The organism is Citrobacter amalonaticus (assembly GCF_001559075.2).
In the GTDB taxonomy this organism is placed as follows: Bacteria; Pseudomonadota; Gammaproteobacteria; order Enterobacterales; family Enterobacteriaceae; genus Citrobacter_A; species Citrobacter_A amalonaticus_F.
The window spans coordinates 715,147-737,574 of record NZ_CP014015.2 but is presented as its reverse complement, the minus strand read 5'-3'; the positions used below and the strand labels follow the sequence as shown (position 1 = coordinate 737,574).

The window sequence follows — 22,428 nt, the reverse complement described above, 5'->3', positions numbered from 1 at the left end:
TTGCATTTCTGATTTCGAAGGTTGTTATGAGTGAACCCACACCGCGCCGACCCGCGTATTCCCGGCTGTTAGATCGCGCAGTTCGTATCCTCGCGGTTCGTGACCACAGTGAACAAGAGTTGCGACGCAAACTTGCCGCCCCGGTGATGGGGAAAAATGGACCGGAAGAGATTGATGCGACGGCGGAAGATTATGATCGGGTGATCGCCTGGTGTTACGAGCATCAGTATCTCGATGACGATCGGTTTATCGCCCGCTTTATCGCCAGCCGCAGTCGTAAAGGCTATGGTCCGGCGCGCATCCGCCAGGAGTTGAATCAAAAGGGCATTGCCCGAGAATCGACGGAAAAAGCGATGCGGGAATGTGAAATTGACTGGAGCGCCCTCGCACGCGACCAGGCCTGCCGTAAATATGGTGAACCGCTGCCTGGCGCATTTTCAGAAAAGGTTAAGGTACAGCGGTTTTTGCTCTATCGCGGGTATCTGATGGAGGATATCCAGCAAATATGGCGAAATTTTGACGATTGAGCGCATACGGGATTTTACTTCCCCGTAAAGAAAACTTATCTTATTCCCACTTTTCAGTTGCCGGCGGCCCAGTCAATCAAGAGTTGTTGCTGGTAATGATTTTTCGTTAGCAAGATTTCAGGATAATTATGAGCAAGAGCACCGCTGAGATCCGTCAGGCGTTTCTCGACTTTTTCCATAGTAAGGGACATCAGGTAGTTGCCAGCAGCTCCCTGGTTCCAAACAATGACCCCACTTTGTTGTTTACCAACGCCGGGATGAACCAGTTCAAGGACGTTTTCCTTGGGCTCGACAAGCGTAATTATTCCCGCGCAACCACATCCCAGCGCTGCGTGCGTGCGGGTGGTAAGCACAACGATCTGGAAAACGTTGGTTACACTGCACGTCACCATACCTTCTTCGAAATGCTGGGTAACTTCAGCTTCGGCGACTATTTCAAGCATGATGCAATCCAGTACGCGTGGGAATTGCTGACCGGTGAAAACTGGTTTGCCCTGCCGAAAGAGCGTCTGTGGGTGACCGTCTACGAAACAGACGATGAAGCCTATGAAATCTGGGAAAAAGAAGTCGGTATTCCTCGCGAGCGTATTATCCGCATCGGTGATAACAAAGGTGCGGCCTATGCGTCCGACAACTTCTGGCAGATGGGCGATACCGGTCCGTGCGGCCCGTGCACCGAGATTTTCTACGATCATGGCGATCACATCTGGGGCGGCCCTCCGGGAAGTCCGGAAGAAGACGGCGATCGCTACATTGAGATCTGGAACATCGTCTTTATGCAGTTCAACCGTCAGGCTGACGGTACGATGGAGCCGCTGCCTAAGCCTTCCGTTGATACCGGTATGGGTCTGGAGCGTATTGCGGCTGTGCTGCAACACGTCAACTCCAACTACGAAATTGACCTGTTCCGTACGCTGATTGAAGCGGTAGCGAAAGTGACCGGTGCGACCGATCTGAGCAACAAGTCACTGCGCGTGATTGCGGACCACATTCGTTCCTGTGCGTTCCTGATCGCCGACGGCGTGGTTCCGTCCAACGAAAACCGTGGCTATGTTCTGCGTCGTATCATTCGTCGTGCGGTACGTCATGGCAACATGCTGGGCGCGAAAGAGACCTTCTTTTACAAACTGGTGGGTCCACTGGTTGACGTCATGGGATCGGCTGGCGAAGAACTGAAGCGTCAGCAGGCTCAGGTTGAGCAAGTGCTGAAAACCGAAGAAGAGCAGTTTGCCCGTACGCTGGAGCGTGGCCTGGCGCTGCTGGACGAAGAACTGGCGAAACTGTCCGGCGATACGCTGGATGGCGAAACAGCATTCCGTCTGTACGATACCTACGGTTTCCCGGTTGACCTGACGGCAGACGTTTGCCGTGAGCGCAACATCAAAGTGGATGAAGCGGGTTTTGAAGCCGCCATGGAAGAGCAGCGCCGTCGCGCGCGCGAAGCCAGCGGTTTTGGTGCGGACTATAACGCGATGATTCGCGTGGATAGCGCCTCTGAATTTAAAGGCTACGACCATCTGGAACTGAACGGTAAAGTGACCGCGCTGTTTGTTGATGGTAAAGCGGTTGATGCGATCAGTGCCGGTCAGGAAGCCGTTGTCGTACTGGATCAAACCCCATTCTATGCGGAATCCGGTGGTCAGGTTGGCGATAAAGGTGAACTGAAAGGCGCAGGCTTTGCGTTTGCCGTAAGCGACACGCAAAAATATGGTCAGGCAATTGGCCACCTCGGCAAGCTGTCTGCGGGTTCTCTGAAAGTGGGCGACGCGGTCCAGGCTGATGTGGATGAGGCGCGTCGTGCGCGTATTCGTCTGAACCACTCCGCGACGCACCTGATGCACGCGGCGTTGCGCCAGATTCTGGGCACGCACGTGGCGCAGAAAGGGTCGCTGGTTAACGACAAAATGCTGCGTTTCGACTTCTCGCATAATGAAGCGATGAAGCCGGCGGAAATCCGCGCGGTTGAAGATCTGGTGAACGCGCAGATCCGTCGTAACCTGCCGGTTGAAACCAACGTGATGGATCTGGAAGCGGCGAAAGCAAAAGGCGCAATGGCGCTGTTCGGCGAGAAATATGACGAACGTGTTCGCGTGCTGAGCATGGGCGATTTCTCTACCGAGCTGTGCGGCGGGACGCACGCCAGCCGTACCGGTGACATCGGTCTGTTCCGTATTGTCTCCGAGTCCGGAACCGCCGCCGGGGTTCGTCGTATTGAAGCGGTAACCGGTGAGGGTGCCATTGCGACTGTGCATGCAGAAAGCGATCGCTTAACCGATATTGCTCATCTGTTGAAGGGCGATAGCCAGAATCTGGGCGACAAGGTGCGTTCAGTACTGGAGCGTACTCGTCAGCTTGAGAAAGAACTTCAGCAGTTGAAAGAACAAGCTGCGGCGCAGGAAAGTGCGAATCTTTCCAGCAAAGCGGTTGATATCAATGGCGTTAAGCTGTTGGTGAGTGAGCTTACGGGTGTTGAGCCGAAAATGTTGCGCACCATGGTTGATGATCTGAAAAATCAACTGGGGTCGACAATTATCGTGCTGGCAACGGCAGCTGAAGGTAAGGTTTCTCTGATTGCTGGTGTGTCTAAGGACGTGACCGACCGTGTCAAAGCAGGGGAACTGGTAGGTATGGTCGCTCAGCAGGTGGGCGGTAAGGGTGGTGGTCGTCCGGACATGGCGCAAGCTGGTGGTACGGACGCCTCTGCTCTGCCTGCGGCGTTAGCCAGTGTGCAAGCCTGGGTCAGCGCAAAATTGCAATAACTATAAGCGTTAGCCGATGCCGTGGATAAGCATTCCGCGGCGTTTGCATCAACGTTGTCGACAACGATAAAGTCAGGTTGAAGTTGTGTATATCGGCTAAACTTAGGTTTAACAGAATGTGATGCCGTGACTGCTTACATGTAATGTGTTTGTCATCGCTTACTTTTTGGCGTTATATGATGGATAATGCCGGGATACAGAGAGACCCGACTCTTTTAATCTTTCAAGGAGCAAAGAATGCTGATTCTGACTCGTCGAGTTGGTGAGACCCTCATGATTGGAGATGAGGTCACCGTGACAGTTTTAGGGGTGAAGGGCAACCAGGTACGCATCGGCGTAAACGCCCCGAAAGAAGTATCTGTCCATCGTGAAGAGATCTACCAGCGTATCCAGGCTGAAAAATCCCAGCAGTCCAGTTACTAAGGTTTCCGCGTCTCACCTGACCGGGTGAGGCGCAACCTGACTCCCTCGCAACTTCCCACTCTTTTTCGTTTTTCTGTGACTCTTTTTCCTGTTCCGCCTGGTGTTAGTGCATCCGTATGACTTTTTTATCGTGGCAGTCCGTTGCCCGAGAGACCGATTTATCTGTTGATAAAACACTCTTTTTGCCGTTTTTGCAGACTAATTGAACGTGAAGTGTGCAAACGATAAAAGCTCAGGAAAAATTGTTTGACTTATAAGTCCCAGAAAGTAATATGTGCGCCACGCAGCGACGATGAGCAGAAACAAGTTCTTCGAAGCACTCGTAAGAGGCGTGTGGTGAGGTGGCCGAGAGGCTGAAGGCGCTCCCCTGCTAAGGGAGTATGCGGTCAAAAGCTGCATCCGGGGTTCGAATCCCCGCCTCACCGCCATTTGCATCCGTAGCTCAGCTGGATAGAGTACTCGGCTACGAACCGAGCGGTCGGAGGTTCGAATCCTCCCGGATGCACCATCTCTTACTTGATACGGCTTTAGTGGCGGTATCAAAATCTGCAGTAAAGTAAGTTTCCCGATGCATCCGTAGCTCAGCTGGATAGAGTACTCGGCTACGAACCGAGCGGTCGGAGGTTCGAATCCTCCCGGATGCACCATCTCTTACTTGGTACCGCTTTTGTGCAGTATCAATTTCGGCAGTGAAATACGTTTTCCGATGCATCCGTAGCTCAGCTGGATAGAGTACTCGGCTACGAACCGAGCGGTCGGAGGTTCGAATCCTCCCGGATGCACCATCTTCTCCCGGATAACAGCGAGTTTGTTGTTTCATGGCCTGCGAGAGTGTCGCAAACGCCAGGGAGGATAACGTTGCACCCTCTCTTACTTGATACCGCTTTTGTGCAGTATCAATATCGGCAGTAAAATATGTTTTCCGATGCATCCGTAGCTCAGCTGGATAGAGTACTCGGCTACGAACCGAGCGGTCGGAGGTTCGAATCCTCCCGGATGCACCATCTTCTCCCGAATAACAGCGAATTTGTTGTTTCATGGCCTGCGAGAGTGTCGCAAACGGCAGGGAGGATAACGTTGCTTCAGCAACGGCCCGAAGGGCGAGGCTTCGCCGAGTCGTCCTCCCGGATATACCATTTTCTCCTTTCTTTTCTCCTTTGCATTCATCTCCTGAACAATCCTCAGCATCGTCGTCAGCGACAAAATCCAGCAATTACGATAAAGTAACGTCTGTTTACTTGCCGGTGAGAGCGCTATGTACGAACGTTATGCGGGTCTGATTTTCGATATGGATGGTACCCTTCTGGATACTGAACCGACGCACCGTAAGGCGTGGGTTGAAGTATTAGGTCGTTACGGTATGCACTTTGATCTTCAGGCGATGATTGCCCTTAACGGCTCAGCCACATGGCGTATTGCTCAGTCCATTATTGAGTTGAATCATGCGGATCTCGATCCCCACGCGCTAGCCCGTGAAAAAACCGACGCGGTAAAAATCATGCTCCTCGACAGCGTTGAGCCGCTGCCGCTGGTTGAGGTGGTGAAAGCGTGGCATGGTCGTCGCCCGATGTCCGTCGGGACCGGTAGTGAAAGCGCGATAGCGGAAGCGCTGCTGGCCCATCTGGGGCTGCGTCGCTATTTTGATGCCGTCGTTGCCGCCGATCATGTCCAGCACCATAAACCCGCGCCAGATACCTTCCTGCTTTGTGCTGAGCGTATGGGCGTGCCTCCGGCGCAGTGCGTGGTATTTGAAGATGCAGACTTTGGTATCCAGGCCGCACGCGCCGCCGGAATGGATGCTGTGGACGTTCGGCACCTGTGAGTGACGGACTGTCGCTCCTTTCATTGTTCGCCAGCAGTTTTCTCAGCGCTACGCTGTTGCCCGGCAATTCGGAAGTCGTTCTGATTGCCATGTTACTGGCCGGGCTCAGTCATCCCTGGGTCTTAGTTTTAACAGCAACAATGGGTAATAGCCTTGGAGGGTTAACTAACGTTATCCTTGGGCGTTTCTTCCCGCTGCGCAAGACATCGCGCTGGCAGGAGAAAGCCACAGGCTGGCTTAAACGCTATGGCGCGGTCACACTATTATTAAGCTGGATGCCGGTTGTGGGTGATTTACTGTGCCTGTTAGCGGGATGGATGCGCCTCTCGTGGGGGCCGGTGCTCTTTTTTTTATGCCTTGGCAAAGCGCTGCGCTATATTGTCGTCGCGGCTGCTACCGTTCAGGGCATTACCTGGTGGCACTAATTGTGCCTGGGGATTAGCCTTTAGGGTAACCACTACAATTATGCTAATTAATACGATTTTGACAGGCGGGAGGTCAATTTGATCCCGGACGTATCACAGGCTCTGGCCTGGCTGGAAAAGCATCCTCAGGCATTACAGGGGATTCAGCGCGGGCTGGAGCGCGAAACATTGCGCGTGAATGCGGATGGCACGTTGGCGACAACGGGGCATCCTGAAGCGTTAGGCTCAGCGCTGACGCATAAATGGATTACCACGGATTTCGCGGAAGCGCTGCTGGAGTTTATCACGCCAGTAGACGGTGACATCCAGCATATGCTGACCTTCATGCGTGACCTGCATCGTTATACCGCCAGAAATATGGGTGATGAGCGCATGTGGCCACTGAGCATGCCTTGCTACATTGCCGAAGGTCAGGACATTGAACTGGCGCAATATGGCACTTCAAATATTGGTCGTATGAAAACGCTGTACCGTGAAGGGTTGAAAAACCGTTACGGTGCGTTGATGCAAACTATCTCCGGTGTGCATTACAACTTCTCGCTGCCGATGGCATTCTGGCAGGCGAAATGCGGCGTAGTGGAAGGCGAAGAGGCAAAAGAGAAAATCTCTGCCGGCTATTTCCGCCTGATCCGTAACTATTACCGCTTTGGCTGGGTCATCCCCTATCTGTTTGGCGCATCCCCGGCGATTTGCGCTTCCTTCCTGCAGGGCAAACCGACCACGCTGCCGTTTGAGAAAACCGACTGCGGAATGTACTACCTGCCGTACGCGACCTCGCTGCGACTGAGCGATCTGGGTTATACCAATAAGTCGCAAAGCAATCTCGGAATTACGTTTAACGATCTCTACGAGTATGTGGCAGGATTGAAGCGGGCGATTAAAACGCCTTCTGAAGAGTATGCGGCGGTAGGGCTGGAAAAAGACGGTAAGCGTCTGCAAATCAACAGCAACGTGCTGCAGATTGAAAATGAGCTGTATGCGCCGATTCGTCCGAAACGCGTTACGCGTAGCGGTGAGTCGCCTTCAGATGCGCTTCTGCGTGGCGGTATTGAATACATCGAAGTCCGCTCGCTGGATATCAACCCGTTCTCGCCCATTGGCGTGGACGAGCAACAGGTGCGTTTCCTTGACCTGTTCATGGTCTGGTGTGTGCTGGCCGATGCGCCGGAGATGAGCAGCAGTGAGCTGCTGTGTACGCGTACCAACTGGAATCGGGTGATTCTGGAAGGGCGTAAGCCGGGCCTGACGTTAGGTATCGGCTGTGAAACTGCACAGTTCCCGCTGCCCGAAGTGGGTAAAGATCTGTTCCGCGATCTGAAGCGTGTGGCACAAACGCTGGACAGCATCCACGGCGGAGAGGATTATCAGAAAGTCTGTGACGAACTGGTTGCTTGCTTTGATAACCCGGAATTGACGTTCTCTGCACGTATTCTGCGGTCTATGATTGATACGGGTATTGGCGGAACGGGCAAGGCGCTGGGCGAAGCTTACCGCAATCTGCTGCGTGAAGAGCCGCTGGAAATTTTGCAGGAAGAAGACTTTGTGGCTGAACGTGACGCCTCAAAACGTCGTCAGCGCGAGGTTGAGGCGGCAGATACGGAACCGTTTGACCGCTGGCTGGCAAAGCAACAGGCCTGACAGAAAAGAAAAAGGCCACTCGGGAGTGGCCAAAATTTCATCTCTGAAAACAGGGATGATGATAACAAATGCGCGTCTTTCATATACTCAGACTCGCGTCGAAACAAAGAGTTCAGTTTATTTTAAAAAAATTATCGGAGGTGGCTAAATGCCGTTGTTAGATAGCTTCACTGTCGATCATACCCGGATGGAAGCACCTGCAGTCCGTGTGGCGAAAACGATGAACACGCCACACGGTGACGCCATTACCGTGTTTGATCTGCGTTTCTGCATTCCAAACAAAGAGGTGATGCCGGAGAAAGGGATTCACACGCTGGAGCATCTGTTCGCAGGCTTTATGCGTAATCACCTCAACGGTAACGGCGTCGAGATTATTGATATCTCCCCGATGGGCTGCCGTACCGGTTTCTATATGAGCCTGATTGGTACGCCGGATGAGCAGCGTGTGGCAGATGCCTGGAAAGCAGCGATGGCCGACGTGCTGAAAGTTCAGGATCAGAATCAGATCCCGGAACTGAACGTTTACCAGTGCGGCACGTATCAGATGCATTCCCTGAGCGAAGCGCAGGATATCGCACGTCATATTCTGGAGCACGACGTTCGCGTCAACAGCAATGAAGAGCTGGCGCTGCCGAAAGAGAAGTTGCAGGAACTGCACATCTAGTTGTCTGTGTGATTACCGGCAAAAAAAAGCCCGTTCGACTGAACGGGCTTTTTTATCGCTGTCACCTAGTGCGCGCCACCGCCGCCGCCACCCGCACCAAACGGGGGTTTGGCGAACCAGACCAGGCCGAGTAACACCAGGAAGATCCCCGCTGACATCCAGAAGATCTCGTTGGCGGAAATAATCAGCCCCTGATTAGTGATCTGCTGAGCTATCCAGCCAGACGCCTGTTGTTGCGTCATACCCAGTCCCTGTAGCTGATCGTACATCGCCTGCGCGTTCGGGTTATACGGATTCACCGACTCGGTTAACTGCGCATGGTGCATCGATTCCCGGTTGGTCCACATGGTGGTGGTGATCGATGTCCCGATCGACCCCGCCAGCGTTCGCGTAAAGTTAGACAAACTCGATGCCGCCGCCAGCCGCTCTGGCGGTAAGCCAGACAGCGTGATGGTTGTCAGCGGCATAAAGAAGCACGCCACCGCGAAGCCCTGAATAAACTGCGGCCAGGCTGAGGCGCCGAAGTCCATTCCCGGTTCAAACGTCCACGCACGCCAGTAGAAGCAGACGGCGTACATAATAAAGCTGAACGTCACCAGCCTGCGCATATCCAGCTTATGGGCAAAGCGGCCGATAATCGGCGACAGAATCACCGGAATGATGCCGACCGGCGCGGATGCCAGCCCCGCCCACGTCGCGGTATAGCCGTAGACCTCCTGCAAGAGCTGCGGCAACAGAACAATCGCCCCGAAGTACAGCATATAGGCCAGACTGATACACAAACAGCCGATGGTAAAGTTTCGCGATTTAAACAGCGAGAGATCGACAATGGGGTTATCGTCGGTAAGCTCCCAGACAATCAGGAAGCTAATGGCGACCACCGCCACTACGGTCAGAATGACGATTTCCTGCGAGGCGAACCAGTCCAGCTCTTTCCCCCGGTCGAGCATAATCTGCAAACTACCGATACCAACCACCAGTAGCGCCAGCCCGATGGCGTCAATCCGCCGTTGCTCCGTGCGTGTTTCGCGTCCGCGCAGGGTTTGCAGCGTCATCAGAACGACTGCAATACCGATCGGCACGTTGATAAAGAAGATCCAGCCCCAGTGGTAGTTATCGCTGATATAGCCGCCCAGAATCGGGCCGCAAATCGGCGCGACAATCACCGTCATCGACCACAGCGCCAGCGCGATAGAACGCTTCGCGGCAGGATAGTTATTCAGCAGCAGACTTTGCGAAAGTGGGATCAGCGGTCCGGCAACCACGCCCTGAACGACGCGGAAGAAGATCAGCATATTCAGGCTGCTGGAGACACCGCACGCCCATGAGGCAATGGCAAACGCCACCGTTGACCACATGAACAGCTTTACTTCCCCGACGCGCTTCGCCAGCCAGCCGGTGATGGGGATCGAGATGGCGTTCGCCACCCCGAAAGAGGTGATCACCCACGTCCCCTGACTCAGCGATGAGCCCAGGTTCCCTGCGATTGTGGGGATCGCCACGTTAGCAATGGTGGAGTCCAGCACCTGCATGAATGTCGCCAGCGACAGCGCAATCGTCATAATGACGAGCTGCGCGCCCTCCAGCGGTTTTTGCTGTTGCATCACACGCACCTCAAATTAGCCTGCGTTGGCCTGCACAATCTCTTCGATCAGTTTATTGACCGGGGCAAGGCTGATTTCACGGGCGTTACTCTCAGACACCGGCGTGGTGCGAACCTGACTGGCCAGAACCTGACCGTCGCGGTTCGCGGTATCGACGGTGACCAGCGTCGATAAACCAATGCGCAACGGATGTTGCGCCAGCTGCTGTGCGTCCAGTTCGATACGTACGGGCAGACGCTGAACCACTTTGATCCAGTTACCGGTCGCATTCTGTGCCGGCAGCAGCGAGAAGGCGCTGCCGGTACCCATATCAAGACCGACCACTTTACCGGTGTACTTAACGTCATCGCCGTAGATATCACTGATCACCGTTGCCGGTTGACCGATGCGCATATGGGCAAGCTGCGTTTCTTTGAAGTTGGCGTCGACCCACAGGTTGGTCGCCGGAACTACGGCCATCAGCGGCGTTGTGGGGCTGATCTGCGCGCCAGGCTGTACGGCGCGGCGCGACACGTAGCCGGTCATCGGGCTGACGATTTTGGTACGTTCCAGCGCCAGCCAGGCGTTACGCACTTCGGTGGCAGCCTGTTGGACGGCGGGCTGATCTTCCAGCTTGCTGTCCAGGATCATCGCCTGATTTGCATTGTATTGCTGAATGGCAACATCAAGCTGCGCCTGAGCGCTGGCCACGGCATCCCGCGCGTGTTGCAACTCTTCGCGACCAATCAGATTGGCGTTACCGAGCGGTACGCGACGGTTAAAATCGCTTTGCGCCTGGGCGAGGGCGGTTTTCTGCACCGCAATGTTCGCCTGCAACTGTTTGCTGTTGATCATTAACTGATGCGTCTGACGGACGCTGGAGGCCAGCGCGGTCTTCGCTTTTTCAAATGCCTGTCTGGCATCCGTCTGATCGAGCGTGACGAGAACGTCACCCTGTTTAACAAAATCAGTGTTATCCGCCCAGACTTTCGTCACGCTGCCGGATACCTGTGCCATGATTTGAACCTGGTTCCCTGCCACGTACGCATCATCAGTCTCTTCGACATGACGCAGTACCAAAAACCAATAAATCCCATATGCCACGGCAATAATGATAAAGAGCAAGGTCAGGAGGAGCAGCGTACTTTTACGTTTGCTTTTCTTCTTAACCGGTTGCTGCGGGGTTTGAGTCTCCGCATTTGCGCTCATGTTGTTCTCCACGATCTTATTTTTTCGTCGGCTGGGCCGAGCTGTTTATCAGAAAGGCCAGCACGTTCAGGTGCTGGCCAGTCAGTTTTCTTTCTTAATCTGGATGATAGAGCGAGTCGACGCGTTAGCTCAGCGCCTCAAGAATGGCACCATCCTGGTCCATCTGATCGAGACGCGTCAGAAGCTTACGGGTGATGTGCTCAAGCTGTTCTTTTTCTGCAGTGCTAAGAGAGGACCACAGTTGATGCAGGCAGTTATGCTGCGGCGGTAATACTTCGCGCAAGAAAGCATGGCCTTTATCGGTTAACTGCAGATGCAGGCAACGACGATCGTTGTCGCTTTCACGGCGCTCGATCCAACCGCGCTTTTCCAGCTCATCAGCGATACGTGTCGCGTTAGTACGGGATGATCCCAGGGCGCAGCTCAGTTCAGAAGGCTGAATGCTGTGGTTTTCCTGAGACTCCAGCGTAATCAACGCCATAAACAACGTCTCGTTAATCCCTTGAGCTTTCAGCATTTTATTGCGGTTATCCAGCAGCTTTCCTTGCATATGCATGCAAAGACGAGTCAGCAGAATTTCCTGATACGGAAAATCCTCGTGGCGGCTGGCGCGAAATTTTAGCATTTGTTCAATGGGCGTAAACGAACTATCCATTTGGGCATGACCTCATTAATTTCAGCCGATATAGTAACGACAGTGACAAATAAAGTAAATGTATTATTAAATTAAAATGATTCTTCCATCCTATAAAACCGCCAACATTTTCCACGCTAATCCATAGGCCAGAGCACTTAATAGCGTAGGAATAATGATACTGCGCGTTTTATAAAAACTTGCACCCAGTACAGCAAAACCCACGAGCGTCGGCACGAAGCGACTGGCATCATGCATTATCTCAGGGGCCGTTGACACAACCAGCAGGGCGCAAATTGATGCAATACCGATGGTGTCGAGTAAAACGCCGGTTGCGCCACGCTTGCCCGGACGGGTATTGCCCATCTTCAGACGCAACGGTAAATAGCGAAACCCATAATTTACACAGCCGACCAGCAATCCCAGCAGCAGCACCTCATAGCGCATCGGGAACTCCTTGCCAGAAAGCCTGAATCAGCGCGGTCAGACAACCACACACAATCCCCGCAAGAATCGCGGCGGGGATGGAAAACAGCGTCACGCCCGCCAGCGCGCCCGCTAATGCGGCAGTCACGCACAGGGACTGTTTACGCTGGAATGACGCCAGCAGAAAACTCATAAACAGCGCGGGGAGCATAAAACCGAGCGCCGCTTCGACCGCCGGGAATCCTTTCAATAAACCGCTGCCGGAAAAGGCGCCGAGCACGGTTCCCAGCACCCAGGAGGCCCAGGAGCAAAACGCGATGCCGATCATCCAGTTCTCGCTCCAGCGACGGTTATCCCGCACCAGCTTCGCGGTGGCAGCGGCAAAGACTTCGTCGGTGAGACCAAATGCCCACAGGGCGGTTTTCGGTTTACTGAGCTTCTGGGCGATACGACTGCGCAGGGAAGGACCGTATAAAACATGGCGTACATCCATCGCCATGACGGTCAGGGCGGCAACCCATAATGTGCTGCCTGCGGCGAGCATGGTTGTGATAACGAACTGGCTGGCGCCTGCATAAATAATGCAGGAGAAAAACACGCTCTCAACCGGGCTAAACCCGAGACGGGTGGCATTGAGACCAAATGCAAAGGCAACAGGAATATAGCTGATGACGATGGGTAAGCTGTCTTTGAATCCTTCCGCGCAGGTTGCCGGAGGGGTATTGGGCAGAGAAGCGGGCCTTTCCATAGAATTTTGCGCGTTATCACCAATGTTAAAATTATCAGGGTTAATAATCCCTATCACCTTAACAGACTGGGGGGCTCCTTAACACCCTCAGGAGCCCAAACGAGCGCAAACGCTTGCCGGGCGCTTAAATAGCAGCTTCTTGTCGGTGAAATCCTCGCCACCAGACCAGCAGGTTCAGTACGGCAACGGTCGTACCGGCCAGACAAACACCCAGCCATCCGGCATGCTGCCAGGCCGAGGCGGAGATCAATGACCCTGCTGCCCCGCCGATAAAGTAACTGGTCATATACCCGGCGGTCAGGCGGTTTCGTGCCTCTGGATACAGACGATAAATCACCGTCTGGTTAGTGATGTGAACCCCCTGAACGGTGAGATCCAGAACCAGGATCCCCACAATCAGCGCCAGTACTGAGGCGTGTCCCAGCCAAATGGCGAGCCAGGAAAGCAGCAATAACAGCAGGCCATAGGTCGTGGTGAGGTGAGAATGTCCTTTATCCGCAAAACCGCCGGCCGGACGTGCGCCGAGCGCGCCAGCGGCACCTGCCAGCCCAAACAGGCCAATCATCCCTTCGGAATAGTTGAACGGCGGGGCGGCCAGTAAAAACGCCATTGAGGTCCAGAGAATGCTGAAGTTGGCGAAGGTCAGGCAGCCCAACAGTGCACGCGTACGCAGCAGCTTATCGCGAGTAAACAAGCTGAACACCGAACCCAGCAGTTGCGGGTAGTTCAGGTGGGTGTCTGACTTCACCTTCGGCAAGCCGCGCCACAGCGCGACAGCCATCAGCGCCATCAATACAGAGGCGACCCAGAAGACGGTGCGCCAGCCGCCAAGATTCGCCAGCAGTCCCGCCACGGTTCGCGCCAGCAAAATGCCCAGCAGCAGGCCGCTCATGATGGTCCCGACCACTTTGCCGCGTTTATCCGGCGTGGCAAGCGTTGCCGCCAGCGGCACCAGAATCTGTGCGACCACGGAAAAGAGTCCGGTCAGCGCCGTGCCGAGGATCATCATCGCCAGCGACTGACTGCTGGCGGTAATGAGCATCCCGCCTGCCGCCAACAGCGTCATGGAGACGATCAGCGTCCGGCGTTCAAACATATCGCCAAGCGGAACCAGAAACAGCAAACCGGCGGCGTAGCCAAGCTGGGCGGCGGTGACGATAAATCCGGCTGAACTGGCGGAAAGCGAGAAGTTGCGTGCGATGGTATCAAGCAGTGGCTGTGCATAGTAGTTGCTGGCGACGGCCAGACCGGTTGCCACCGACATGAGAACGATCAGTGCCGGGCTCAGCCCGTGAGATGTTTTTGTCATTATGTTCGCAATCGTGAGTCAGGTGATGATTTCTTTGGGAATCAATCATAGCGGACATTTATGAATGTAGGGGATTTGTTGCGTGCCGGATTGTGCGGTCAGGGGAAACGGAGGGAGCAGGCCGGGAACCGCGTTCCCGGCTATCCCTGGCCGGATAAGCGCATCGCGCGCCCTCCGGCACTCAGGAGGCGATTACTTCTGCGCAGCCAGCGCGTCGTTCACCCAGCCGTCGAACTGCTGCTGGTGGGCTTTGATCCAGCCGTCAACATGACCCTGAACGTCAGCTTCCGACGCTTTGCCGTCATGCATCATCGCATTCTGCGCGTTGATGTCTGCCAGCGGCAGTTTCATGATGGCAAACAGTTTCGCCGCCGCCGGGTTTTTCTCTGCCCAGGCCTTGTTGGCAACGATGTGCATGGTGTTTACCGGGAAGCCATAGTTCGCGCCATTCGGCAGTTTAGTATCGATATCTTTCTGCTCACCCGGCAGCGAGGAGAACGGCACCTGTAACCAGACCACATCTTTACCTGGCTTCATTACGTCGCTCACCCAGTAAGGCGTCCAGGTGTAATACAGAATTGGTTTACCTTCTTTAAAGCGGGTGATGGTATCGGCCATCATCGCCGCGTAGTTACCGTGGCTGACGTCGACGGTTTTTTCCAGATCAAATGCTTTGTTCTGGTGGTTAATCACCGCTTCACAGCCCCAGCCTGGCGAGCAGCCCATCATGTCCGCCTTACCGTCGCCGTTGGTATCGAAGATTTTAGCGATGTTGGGGTCTTTCAACTGGGCGATGTTAGTAATTTTGTACTGCTCAGCGGTTTTCTTATCGATCAGATAACCCTGCGCGGCGCCGGTAACGAACGTGCCTTCGCGATAAAACTTCTTGTCCCCGCCTGCCGCAGAATACATATCGTCGTGCAGCGGCTGCCAGTTGACGGCGGTAAAGGTGGCGTCGCCGGAGGCAATAGAGGTGTAGCCCACGTTATAGTCGACTTCGCTCGGTTTGCTTACGGTATAACCCAGTTTCTCCAGCGCGCGGCTCACCAGCAGCGTCTGGAAGGTTTCTTCGGTGATGGTGCTCTGTACCGGTTGGACGGTAATGCCTTTGCCTGGCAGGTCGGCAGCGAAAGCGCTGGTAGAGACAAGGGTGGCAAACGCTGTGGCAAAAAGTACGGTATGTCGCATCGTTGTTCCTTAATTATTGGAGGGACGTGTAGGCCCGGTAAGCGCAGCGCCACCGGGCAACAGGTGAATTACTTAATGAAAGGGCGCGTGATGAGCCCAACGGGACCGGTGGTGTACCAGCGACGGTTACCCCGACTGCGGGAGTCGCGACCCACGGCCTGAGTCAGACGGTCCAGAATGATGGCAAGGATCACAATGCCGACCCCGCCGACGGTAGCCAGTCCCATATCGAGACGACCGATACCGCGCAGTACCATCTGGCCCAGACCACCGACGGCAATCATGGAGGCGATCACGACCATCGAGAGAGCAAGCATGAGCGTCTGGTTGACCCCCGCCATAATGGTGGGCATCGCCAGCGGTAACTGAACTTTGAACAGCATCTGACGCGGGCTGGCTCCAAATGAACGTGACGCTTCGATCAAATCAGCCGGAACCTGGTTAATCCCGAGGATCGTCAGACGCACAATCGGAGGCAACGCAAAGATAATCGTCACGACCACCCCCGGCACGTTCCCGATACCGAACAGCATCACAATCGGCACCAGATAGACGAACGCCGGCGTTGTCTGCATGGCGTCGAGCAGCGGACGAACGATCTTCGCCGCCCGTGGACTGCGCGCCAGCCAGATCCCCATCGGTAGGCCGATCACCACGCAGAACAACAGGGCGGTCAGCACCAGCGCCAGCGTAATCATCGCCTGCGACCAGGCGCCGATTGCGCCGATCGCAATCAGGGAGATCAGCGTCGCCACGCCCATCCCGACGCCGGAAATCTGCCAGGCGATCAGGGCGAAAACGACGATCGCCACCGGAGCCGGCATCCCCAGCAGCAACTGCTGAAAACCGTTAAGGATGTAATCCACCGGCACACGAATGCCCTGGAAGACGGGACGGAAATGGGTGACCAACCAGTCGATCCCTTCAGTGACCCAACTGTCGAGCGGGATCAGCGTCTTATGGAACGGATCCATAATGTTGAAATGTTCCGGTGCTGGCGCAGGCGCGCTGGTCAGCCAGTCGGCGCCGCCGCTATCGGCAGGTGTCCCTGACGGCGTGCCCCAGGCGTCAGCGGATTGTGCGGCGCTATCGGCCGCAGGTGCGGTATCCCACGGATTGGATTGATCAGCCATTGTTTGCCCCCTCGCGATCTAAAGCCTGTAGCAGCATGCGTTTGGAAATAATGCCAACATACTGTTGTTCCTCATCAACAACCGGCACCGCGCACGGCGCCTGTCCGACATGAGAAAGCAACTCGCTAAGCGGGGTTTGCGCATCCACGGCCAGCGGCTCGTCGATTAACGCCCCTTCAATGCTTTGGGCCTGACCTAATGCCGCTTTTAATGAGTCGATGGAGACCACGCCAACAAACTTATTGCCGCGTTCGATGACGTAACCGTATTCCCGGTCTTCGTCCTGTAATAATTTCAGGGCTGAACGGGGACCAAAGCCTGGCGTTTTACGAATCAGTCCGACCGGGCTACGGCGGGCAATATCTTTCGCGCTAAAGACCTGGCTAATATCGACGCCACGGAAGAAGGTACGCACATAATCGTTCGCCGGATTATTCAGAATTTCATCCGGAGTACCGACCTGAACCACTTCGCCATTTTGCATAATGGCAATTCGATCGCCAATACGCATCGCTTCATCGAGATCGTGGGAAATAAAGACGACGGTGCGCTGATGTTTCGCCTGCAGTTTCACCAGTTCATCCTGCATCTCGGTACGAATTAAGGGATCGAGCGCGGAGAAGGCTTCATCCATTAATAAGATGTCAGGGTTAATGGCTAATGCCCGGGCGAGACCGACACGCTGACGCATGCCGCCGGAAAGTTCATCCGGATAGCCGTGCGCGTAATTTTCAAGTCCCACCTGGCGCAGGGCATCCAGCGCTTTTTCGCGACGTTCCTCAGCACTCACACCGGCTAATTCCATGCCGAATGCGGTATTGTCCAGAACGGTCATGTGCGGCATGAGCGCAAATGACTGGAAGACCATCGCAATCTTTTTTCTGCGCACCTCGCGGAGTTCGGCATCCGATATTTTGGCGATATCGACGCCGTCAATCAGTACCTGTCCGCGGGTGGGTTCAATCAGGCGATTGAGAAGGCGTACCATTGTGGATTTACCCGAACCGGATAATCCCATGATGACAAATATCTCGCCTTCTTCAATGGCCAGACTGGCGTCTTTAACGCCAAGCGATAGCCCTGTTTTTTCCAGAATTTGTTCTTTTGAAAGTCCTTTTTCAATATATTTGAAGGCGCGCTGTGGATGCTCTCCAAATACTTTATATAGATTTTTAACTTCTAATTTAATTGCCATGCAATAGAAAGATTCCTGTTATTTGTATATATCGATATATTACCTGATAGAAATAGTCACCTTTTTCTACCCTAACATACTGAGAATCTGAGACAACCCTGAATGTGAAATGAGGCGAAATAGGGTAGAAGGCAAATTGCCGGGACTTCCCATGATATAAGGGCTGGGAGCAAACCACGGCCGGTGAATATTTTTTGTAAGGACCACTGGAAAGGCGCCTGAATTTCGAAAATTCAGGCGAATATGACAACAGCTATTGAGTGTAGATCACCCTGAAATAGTTGGGTGATAAAAACGTGATCTGCTTAAAATATTAACGTAAATATTGTAATGATATTCCCCATATTAATTTGCGTTAAAAATTCCAGTCTTCGTCTTCTGTTTCGACGGCTTTACCCATCACGTACGACGATCCCGAGCCAGAGAAAAAGTCGTGATTTTCGTCGGCGTTGGGCGAAAGCGCAGCCAGGATCGCCGGGTTCACCTCCGCCATTTCCGCCGGGAACAGCGCCTCATAGCCCAGGTTCATCAACGCCTTGTTGGCGTTGTAGCAAAGGAACGCGTTGACCTCCTCTGCCCAGGCGGTGTCGGCATACAGCTCCTCGGTATAACGAACTTCGTTATCGTACAGTTCCATCAGCAGATCGAGGGCAAAACCCTTCAGCTCGTCACGCTCGGATTGAGACCGTTTTTCCAGTCCTTTCTGGTATTTATAGCCGATGTAATAGCCATGAACCGCTTCGTCGCGAATGATCAGGCGGATCAGATCGGCGGTGTTGGTGAGTTTGCCGCGGCTGGAGAAATACATCGGCAACCAGAAGCCGGAATAGAACAGGAAGGATTCCAGAAACACGCTGGCAATCTTCTTCTTTAAAGGGTCATCGCTGGCGTAATGCGCGAGGATAATCTGCGCCTTTTGCTGCAACGGCGCATTTTCTTCGCTCCAGGCATAAGCGGCATCGACATCTTTCGTCTGGCACAGCGTAGAGAAGATGGAACTGTAGGAGCGGGCGTGCACCGCTTCCATAAAACTGATGTTAGACAGCACCGCCTCCTCGTGCGGCGTCAGGGAATCCGCCATTAGCGACGGGGCCCCGGCGATATTCTGGATGGTGTCGAGCAGCGTCAGGCCGGTAAAGACGCGGATGGTCAGCTGTTGCTCGGCGGCGCTCAGGTTTTGCCACGCCGGAATATCGTTAGACAACGGCACTTTTTCCGGCAGCCAGAAGTTGCTGGTCAGGCGGTTCCACACTTCCAGATCTTTGTCGTCCTGAATCTTATTCCAGTTGATGGCGCTCACGCGTGATAATGTCATACCGCTCTCCTTACAGTGCGCACGAAACGCAGCCTTCTATTTCAGTACCTTCCAGCGCCAGCTGGCGCAACCGGATGTAATACAACGATTTAATGCCTTTTCGCCAGGCGTAGATCTGCGCTTTGTTGATATCGCGGGTGGTGGCGGTATCGGGGAAAAACAGCGTCAGTGACAGGCCCTGATCGACGTGTTTAGTGGCTTCGGCGTAGGTATCAATGATTTTCTCCGCGCCGATTTCATAGGCGTCCTGATACATATCCAGATTCTCATTGGTCATGAACGGGGCAGGATAGTAGACGCGCCCGGTTTTGCCCTCTTTGCGGATCTCCACTTTCGAAACGATCGGGTGAATGCTCGACGTTGCATGATTGATGTAAGAGATCGAACCGGTCGGCGGCACCGCCTGGAGATTCTGGTTATAGATGCCATAGCGCATCACCTCGTCGCGCAGATACAGCCACATTTCACGCGTCGGCAGCGTGATGCCGCTACGGGCAAACAGCGCACGGACTTTTTCGGTTTTCGGCGCCCAGTTCTGCTCCAGATACTGCGTGAAGAACTCGCCGCTGGCATAGCGCGACTGCGCAAATCCGGCAAAGGTCTGCCCACGCTCGCGCGCCAGCAGCATCGACGTATGCAGCGCATGCCAGGTGATGGTGTAAAAGTAGAGATTGGTGAAATCCAGCCCTTCTGGCGAACCGTAAGCGATGCCTTCGCGCGCCAGATAGCCGTGCAGGTTCATCTGTCCCAACCCGATGGCGTGGGAGGCGGCATTACCGGCGGCAATCGACGGAACGCTGCGAATATGGCTCATATCCGACACCGCCGTCAGCCCGCGAATCGCCGTTTCCACCGTCCGGCCAATGTCCGGAGAATCCATGGTGTGGGCAATATTCAGCGAGCCGAGATTGCAGGAGATGTCATGCCCGATCTGCGCGTAGTCAAGATTCTCATCGTAGGTGGAGGCGCTATTGACCTGCAAAATTTCCGAGCACAGGTTGCTCATATTAATACGGCCCGCAATCGGGTTGGCGCGATTCACCGTATCCTCATACATAATGTAGGGATAGCCGGATTCAAACTGAATTTCTGCCAGTGTCTGGAAAAAGTCGCGGGCGTTAATGTACTTTTTGCGCACGCGCTCGTCGGCGACCAGTTCGTCGTACCGTTCGCTTATGGCGATATCGCCGAAGGGCATACCGTAAAGACGCTCGACGTCATACGGTGAAAACAGCGCCATCTGCGCATTCTCTTTGGCCAGGCGGAAAGTGACGTCCGGAATCACCACCCCCAGTGAGAGTGTTTTAATGCGGATCTTTTCGTCGGCGTTTTCGCGTTTGGTATCGAGAAAACGCAGAATATCCGGATGATGCGCGTGCAGATAGACCGCCCCCGCCCCCTGACGCGCGCCTAGCTGGTTGGCATAGGAAAAGGCGTCTTCCAGCATCTTCATCACCGGGATCACCCCGGAGGACTGGTTTTCGATGCGCTTGATTGGCGCGCCGGCTTCGCGCAGGTTAGAGAGTAAAAACGCCACGCCGCCGCCGCGTTTGGAGAGCTGAAGCGCGGAGTTCACCGCCCGTCCGATCGACTCCATGTTATCTTCAATCCGCAACAGGAAGCAGGAGACAAGTTCGCCGCGCTGCTGTTTACCGCAGTTTAAGAAGGTGGGCGTGGCGGGCTGGAAACGCCCTGAGAGCATCTCATCGGTGAGTTGTGACGCCAGCGCCTCATCGCCCTGCGCGAGCGTCAGCGCTACCATCACCACCCGGTCTTCAAAGTGTTCCAGGTAGCGCTTGCCATCAAAGGTTTTCAGCGTGTAGCTGGTGTAAAACTTCCAGGCGCCGAGGAAGGTCTGGAAACGAAAACCGCTGGCGTGGGCGCGGGCAAATAGCGTCACCACGAAAGCGCGATCGTAGCGCGCCAGAACGCTTTCGTCGTAATACCCTTCGCGCACCAGCGTTTGCAGACGTTCCTCCTGACTGCTAAACGTGACAGAGTGGGGGCGAACATGGGCGGCAAAAAAGGCGTCTACCGCCTGCCGGTCCTTATCGAACTGAATACGGCCTGCTTTATCGTACAGATTCAACATGGCGTTCAGTGCATGGTAATCCAGCGATTCCTGCGTTACGCGTTCTGCGGTTGTCGTTGCCAAAATTCGCTTACTCCTTTTCGAACGTTGTCGATGTCGGCGGGGGTTCCCATCAGTTCAAAACGATAGAGCCAGGGCACGGCGCATTTTTGGGCAATCACTTCCCCTGCGCGACCATACGCCTCGCCGAAGTTACGATTGCCAGAGGCAATGACACCGCGAATTAACGCCCGGTTGTGAGCATCATTTAAAAAGCGGATCACCTGTCTTGGCACTGCGCCAGCCGTGCCGCCGCCACCGTAGGAAGGCACCACCAGAATGTAGGGGTCGTCTACCCGGATCCGTTCGCGTTCATTCAGCGGAATGCGAATGGCGGGCAGCCCCAGACGCTGCATAAAGCGGTGCGTATTTTCGGAGCTGCTGGAGAAGTAGACGAGCGGGTTCATGCGCTGGCTACCCGGGACTCAGGATGCAGACGGTTGATCATATCCGGACGAAATCCTGACCAACTGGTCTCGCCAGCAATGACAACCGGCAACTGGCGAAAACCTTGCGCACGCAGGGTATCGGCTGCGTCGGGTACCAGGTCGACGTTCACCATCTCAAATTCAAATCCACGGCTTTCCATCGCCCGTTTAGTGGCGTGGCACTGAACACAGTCATTTCGAGTGTAAATAGTAATGCGCATGATTCGTATTTCCATTTAAAATGAGAAAACGGCGCGATAAGACGCGTCGGGTTGGGTGTGTACTGATAGAGAGAATACTAGATGTAGTTGAATTAAGTTTCAACCATACAAGATATGGGAATTTTCGATTGATAACTCCCCACCGATGAGCACGGCGGGGAGCGGGAGGTTATGGTGAAAAATCGCCGGTTTACATCCGCATGCTAACGGCCAGGCGGTTAAAACAGTTCATCAGACCGATCGCAAAGGTCAGGTCGCTGATTTCGCGAGCGCTGAAATGCGTTAGCAGCGGCAGATAAACGTCATCTTCAGCATGGGTTCTGGCGATATCGGTCACCGATTCCGCCCATGCCAGCGCCGCTTGCTCCTGCTCGCTGAAATGATGGCTCACTCGCCAGCCGGCCAGCGCGTCCAGTTTACTTTGCGCGACACCCGATTTACGCAGCGCCTTGCTGTGCATTTCCAGACAAAACGCGCAGCCGTTGATCTGCGAAATCCGCAGGTAAATCAATTCCATCAGCGTGGTATCCAGCGCGCTGTTTTCCAGTGCCGTTTTCGCCTGTACTAGGGCGTTATAGGCTTCAGGGCTGAGTTCATAGTAGGGCTGGCGTAACGTCGTCATGGTGCTTCTCCTCGTATTGATGGTCGGC

Annotated in this window: 21 protein-coding genes and 5 tRNA genes; 12 read left to right on the top strand and 14 right to left on the bottom strand. The window is 54.4% G+C overall.

The genetic code is table 11. The features are described 5' to 3' along the window. The first annotated feature begins 26 nt into the window (after positions 1-26). The 12 genes from recX to luxS all read left to right on the top strand — a co-directional run bounded on the left by recX (position 27) and on the right by luxS (position 8,258). Positions 27-527 carry a recombination regulator RecX gene (gene recX / locus AL479_RS03545; protein WP_061075066.1) on the top strand — a complete coding sequence of 167 codons (501 nt, stop codon included), beginning with the start codon at positions 27-29 and terminating at the stop codon, positions 525-527. Positions 528-655: 128 nt separating this feature from the next. Then, the gene (gene alaS / locus AL479_RS03540; RefSeq protein ID WP_061075065.1) at positions 656-3,286 is read left to right on the top strand and encodes an alanine--tRNA ligase; all 2,631 of its coding nucleotides are present in this window, start codon (positions 656-658) and stop codon (positions 3,284-3,286) included. Between the two features lie 237 nt (positions 3,287-3,523). Continuing rightward, positions 3,524-3,709 carry a carbon storage regulator CsrA gene (csrA, locus tag AL479_RS03535; protein WP_000906486.1) on the top strand — a complete coding sequence of 62 codons (186 nt, stop codon included), beginning with the start codon at positions 3,524-3,526 and terminating at the stop codon, positions 3,707-3,709. 335 nt (positions 3,710-4,044) lie between these two features. Continuing rightward, a tRNA-Ser gene (locus tag AL479_RS03525) sits at positions 4,045-4,137 on the top strand. Between the two features lie 3 nt (positions 4,138-4,140). Beyond that, positions 4,141-4,217: transfer RNA gene (locus AL479_RS03520), tRNA-Arg, on the top strand. A 62-nt stretch (positions 4,218-4,279) separates the two neighbouring features. Continuing rightward, positions 4,280-4,356: transfer RNA gene (locus tag AL479_RS03515), tRNA-Arg, on the top strand. 61 nt (positions 4,357-4,417) lie between these two features. Next, positions 4,418-4,494, top strand: a tRNA-Arg gene (locus AL479_RS03510). Between the two features lie 142 nt (positions 4,495-4,636). After that, positions 4,637-4,713, top strand: a tRNA-Arg gene (locus AL479_RS03505). 251 nt (positions 4,714-4,964) lie between these two features. Further along, a complete protein-coding gene (gene yqaB / locus AL479_RS03500; RefSeq protein ID WP_061075064.1) occupies positions 4,965-5,531 on the top strand; it encodes a fructose-1-phosphate/6-phosphogluconate phosphatase in 567 nt (188 codons plus the stop codon). Further along, positions 5,528-5,956: a YqaA family protein gene (locus AL479_RS03495; RefSeq protein WP_042999619.1), complete on the top strand. Its 429-nt coding sequence runs from the start codon at positions 5,528-5,530 to the stop codon at positions 5,954-5,956. The genes yqaB and AL479_RS03495 overlap by 4 nt, the downstream gene beginning before the upstream one ends. A 78-nt stretch (positions 5,957-6,034) precedes the next feature. Next, entirely contained in the window at positions 6,035-7,594 is a 1,560-nt protein-coding gene (gshA, locus tag AL479_RS03490) for a glutamate--cysteine ligase (protein ID WP_061075063.1), read from the top strand. A gap of 148 nt (positions 7,595-7,742) precedes the next feature. After that, entirely contained in the window at positions 7,743-8,258 is a 516-nt protein-coding gene (gene luxS / locus AL479_RS03485) for an S-ribosylhomocysteine lyase (RefSeq protein WP_016154160.1), read from the top strand. Between the two features lie 65 nt (positions 8,259-8,323). On the opposite strand, the gene emrB is transcribed toward luxS, so the two are convergent. The 14 genes from emrB to AL479_RS03410 form a co-directional block, all read right to left on the bottom strand. Further along, a complete protein-coding gene (gene emrB / locus AL479_RS03480) occupies positions 8,324-9,862 on the bottom strand; it encodes a multidrug efflux MFS transporter permease subunit EmrB (protein WP_061075062.1) in 1,539 nt (512 codons plus the stop codon). Between the two features lie 15 nt (positions 9,863-9,877). Beyond that, positions 9,878-11,050: a multidrug efflux MFS transporter periplasmic adaptor subunit EmrA gene (emrA, locus tag AL479_RS03475; RefSeq protein ID WP_042999624.1), complete on the bottom strand. Its 1,173-nt coding sequence runs from the start codon at positions 11,048-11,050 to the stop codon at positions 9,878-9,880. A 124-nt stretch (positions 11,051-11,174) separates the two neighbouring features. Continuing rightward, positions 11,175-11,705 carry a transcriptional repressor MprA gene (mprA, locus tag AL479_RS03470; protein ID WP_061075061.1) on the bottom strand — a complete coding sequence of 177 codons (531 nt, stop codon included), beginning with the start codon at positions 11,703-11,705 and terminating at the stop codon, positions 11,175-11,177. Between the two features lie 90 nt (positions 11,706-11,795). Then, a complete protein-coding gene (gene ygaH, locus AL479_RS03465) occupies positions 11,796-12,131 on the bottom strand; it encodes an L-valine transporter subunit YgaH (RefSeq protein WP_061075060.1) in 336 nt (111 codons plus the stop codon). Beyond that, on the bottom strand, positions 12,121-12,858 hold the full coding sequence (locus AL479_RS03460) for an AzlC family ABC transporter permease (RefSeq protein WP_043001836.1): 738 nt from the start codon (positions 12,856-12,858) through the stop codon (positions 12,121-12,123). The genes ygaH and AL479_RS03460 overlap by 11 nt, the downstream gene beginning before the upstream one ends. A gap of 124 nt (positions 12,859-12,982) precedes the next feature. After that, positions 12,983-14,167, bottom strand: coding sequence for an MFS transporter (locus AL479_RS03455; protein WP_061075059.1), 1,185 nt, complete (start codon positions 14,165-14,167; stop codon positions 12,983-12,985). A 192-nt stretch (positions 14,168-14,359) separates the two neighbouring features. Next, positions 14,360-15,355: a glycine betaine/L-proline ABC transporter substrate-binding protein ProX gene (proX, locus tag AL479_RS03450; protein WP_061075058.1), complete on the bottom strand. Its 996-nt coding sequence runs from the start codon at positions 15,353-15,355 to the stop codon at positions 14,360-14,362. Between the two features lie 68 nt (positions 15,356-15,423). Continuing rightward, on the bottom strand, positions 15,424-16,488 hold the full coding sequence (gene proW / locus AL479_RS03445; RefSeq protein ID WP_061075057.1) for a glycine betaine/L-proline ABC transporter permease ProW: 1,065 nt from the start codon (positions 16,486-16,488) through the stop codon (positions 15,424-15,426). After that, positions 16,481-17,683, bottom strand: coding sequence for a glycine betaine/L-proline ABC transporter ATP-binding protein ProV (proV, locus tag AL479_RS03440; protein WP_061075056.1), 1,203 nt, complete (start codon positions 17,681-17,683; stop codon positions 16,481-16,483). Before proV ends, proW begins: the two co-directional genes overlap by 8 nt. Before the next feature lie 355 nt (positions 17,684-18,038). Further along, a complete protein-coding gene (gene nrdF, locus AL479_RS03430) occupies positions 18,039-18,998 on the bottom strand; it encodes a class 1b ribonucleoside-diphosphate reductase subunit beta (protein ID WP_061075055.1) in 960 nt (319 codons plus the stop codon). Between the two features lie 10 nt (positions 18,999-19,008). Then, a complete protein-coding gene (nrdE, locus tag AL479_RS03425) occupies positions 19,009-21,153 on the bottom strand; it encodes a class 1b ribonucleoside-diphosphate reductase subunit alpha (RefSeq protein ID WP_061075054.1) in 2,145 nt (714 codons plus the stop codon). Then, the gene (gene nrdI, locus AL479_RS03420; protein ID WP_042999632.1) at positions 21,126-21,536 is read right to left on the bottom strand and encodes a class Ib ribonucleoside-diphosphate reductase assembly flavoprotein NrdI; all 411 of its coding nucleotides are present in this window, start codon (positions 21,534-21,536) and stop codon (positions 21,126-21,128) included. The genes nrdE and nrdI overlap by 28 nt, the downstream gene beginning before the upstream one ends. Further along, positions 21,533-21,778, bottom strand: a complete 246-nt coding sequence (nrdH, locus tag AL479_RS03415) for a glutaredoxin-like protein NrdH (protein ID WP_061075053.1) — start codon at positions 21,776-21,778, stop codon at positions 21,533-21,535. The genes nrdI and nrdH overlap by 4 nt, the downstream gene beginning before the upstream one ends. A gap of 190 nt (positions 21,779-21,968) precedes the next feature. Beyond that, positions 21,969-22,400, bottom strand: coding sequence for a carboxymuconolactone decarboxylase family protein (locus AL479_RS03410; RefSeq protein ID WP_061075052.1), 432 nt, complete (start codon positions 22,398-22,400; stop codon positions 21,969-21,971). Positions 22,401-22,428: the final 28 nt, after the last annotated feature.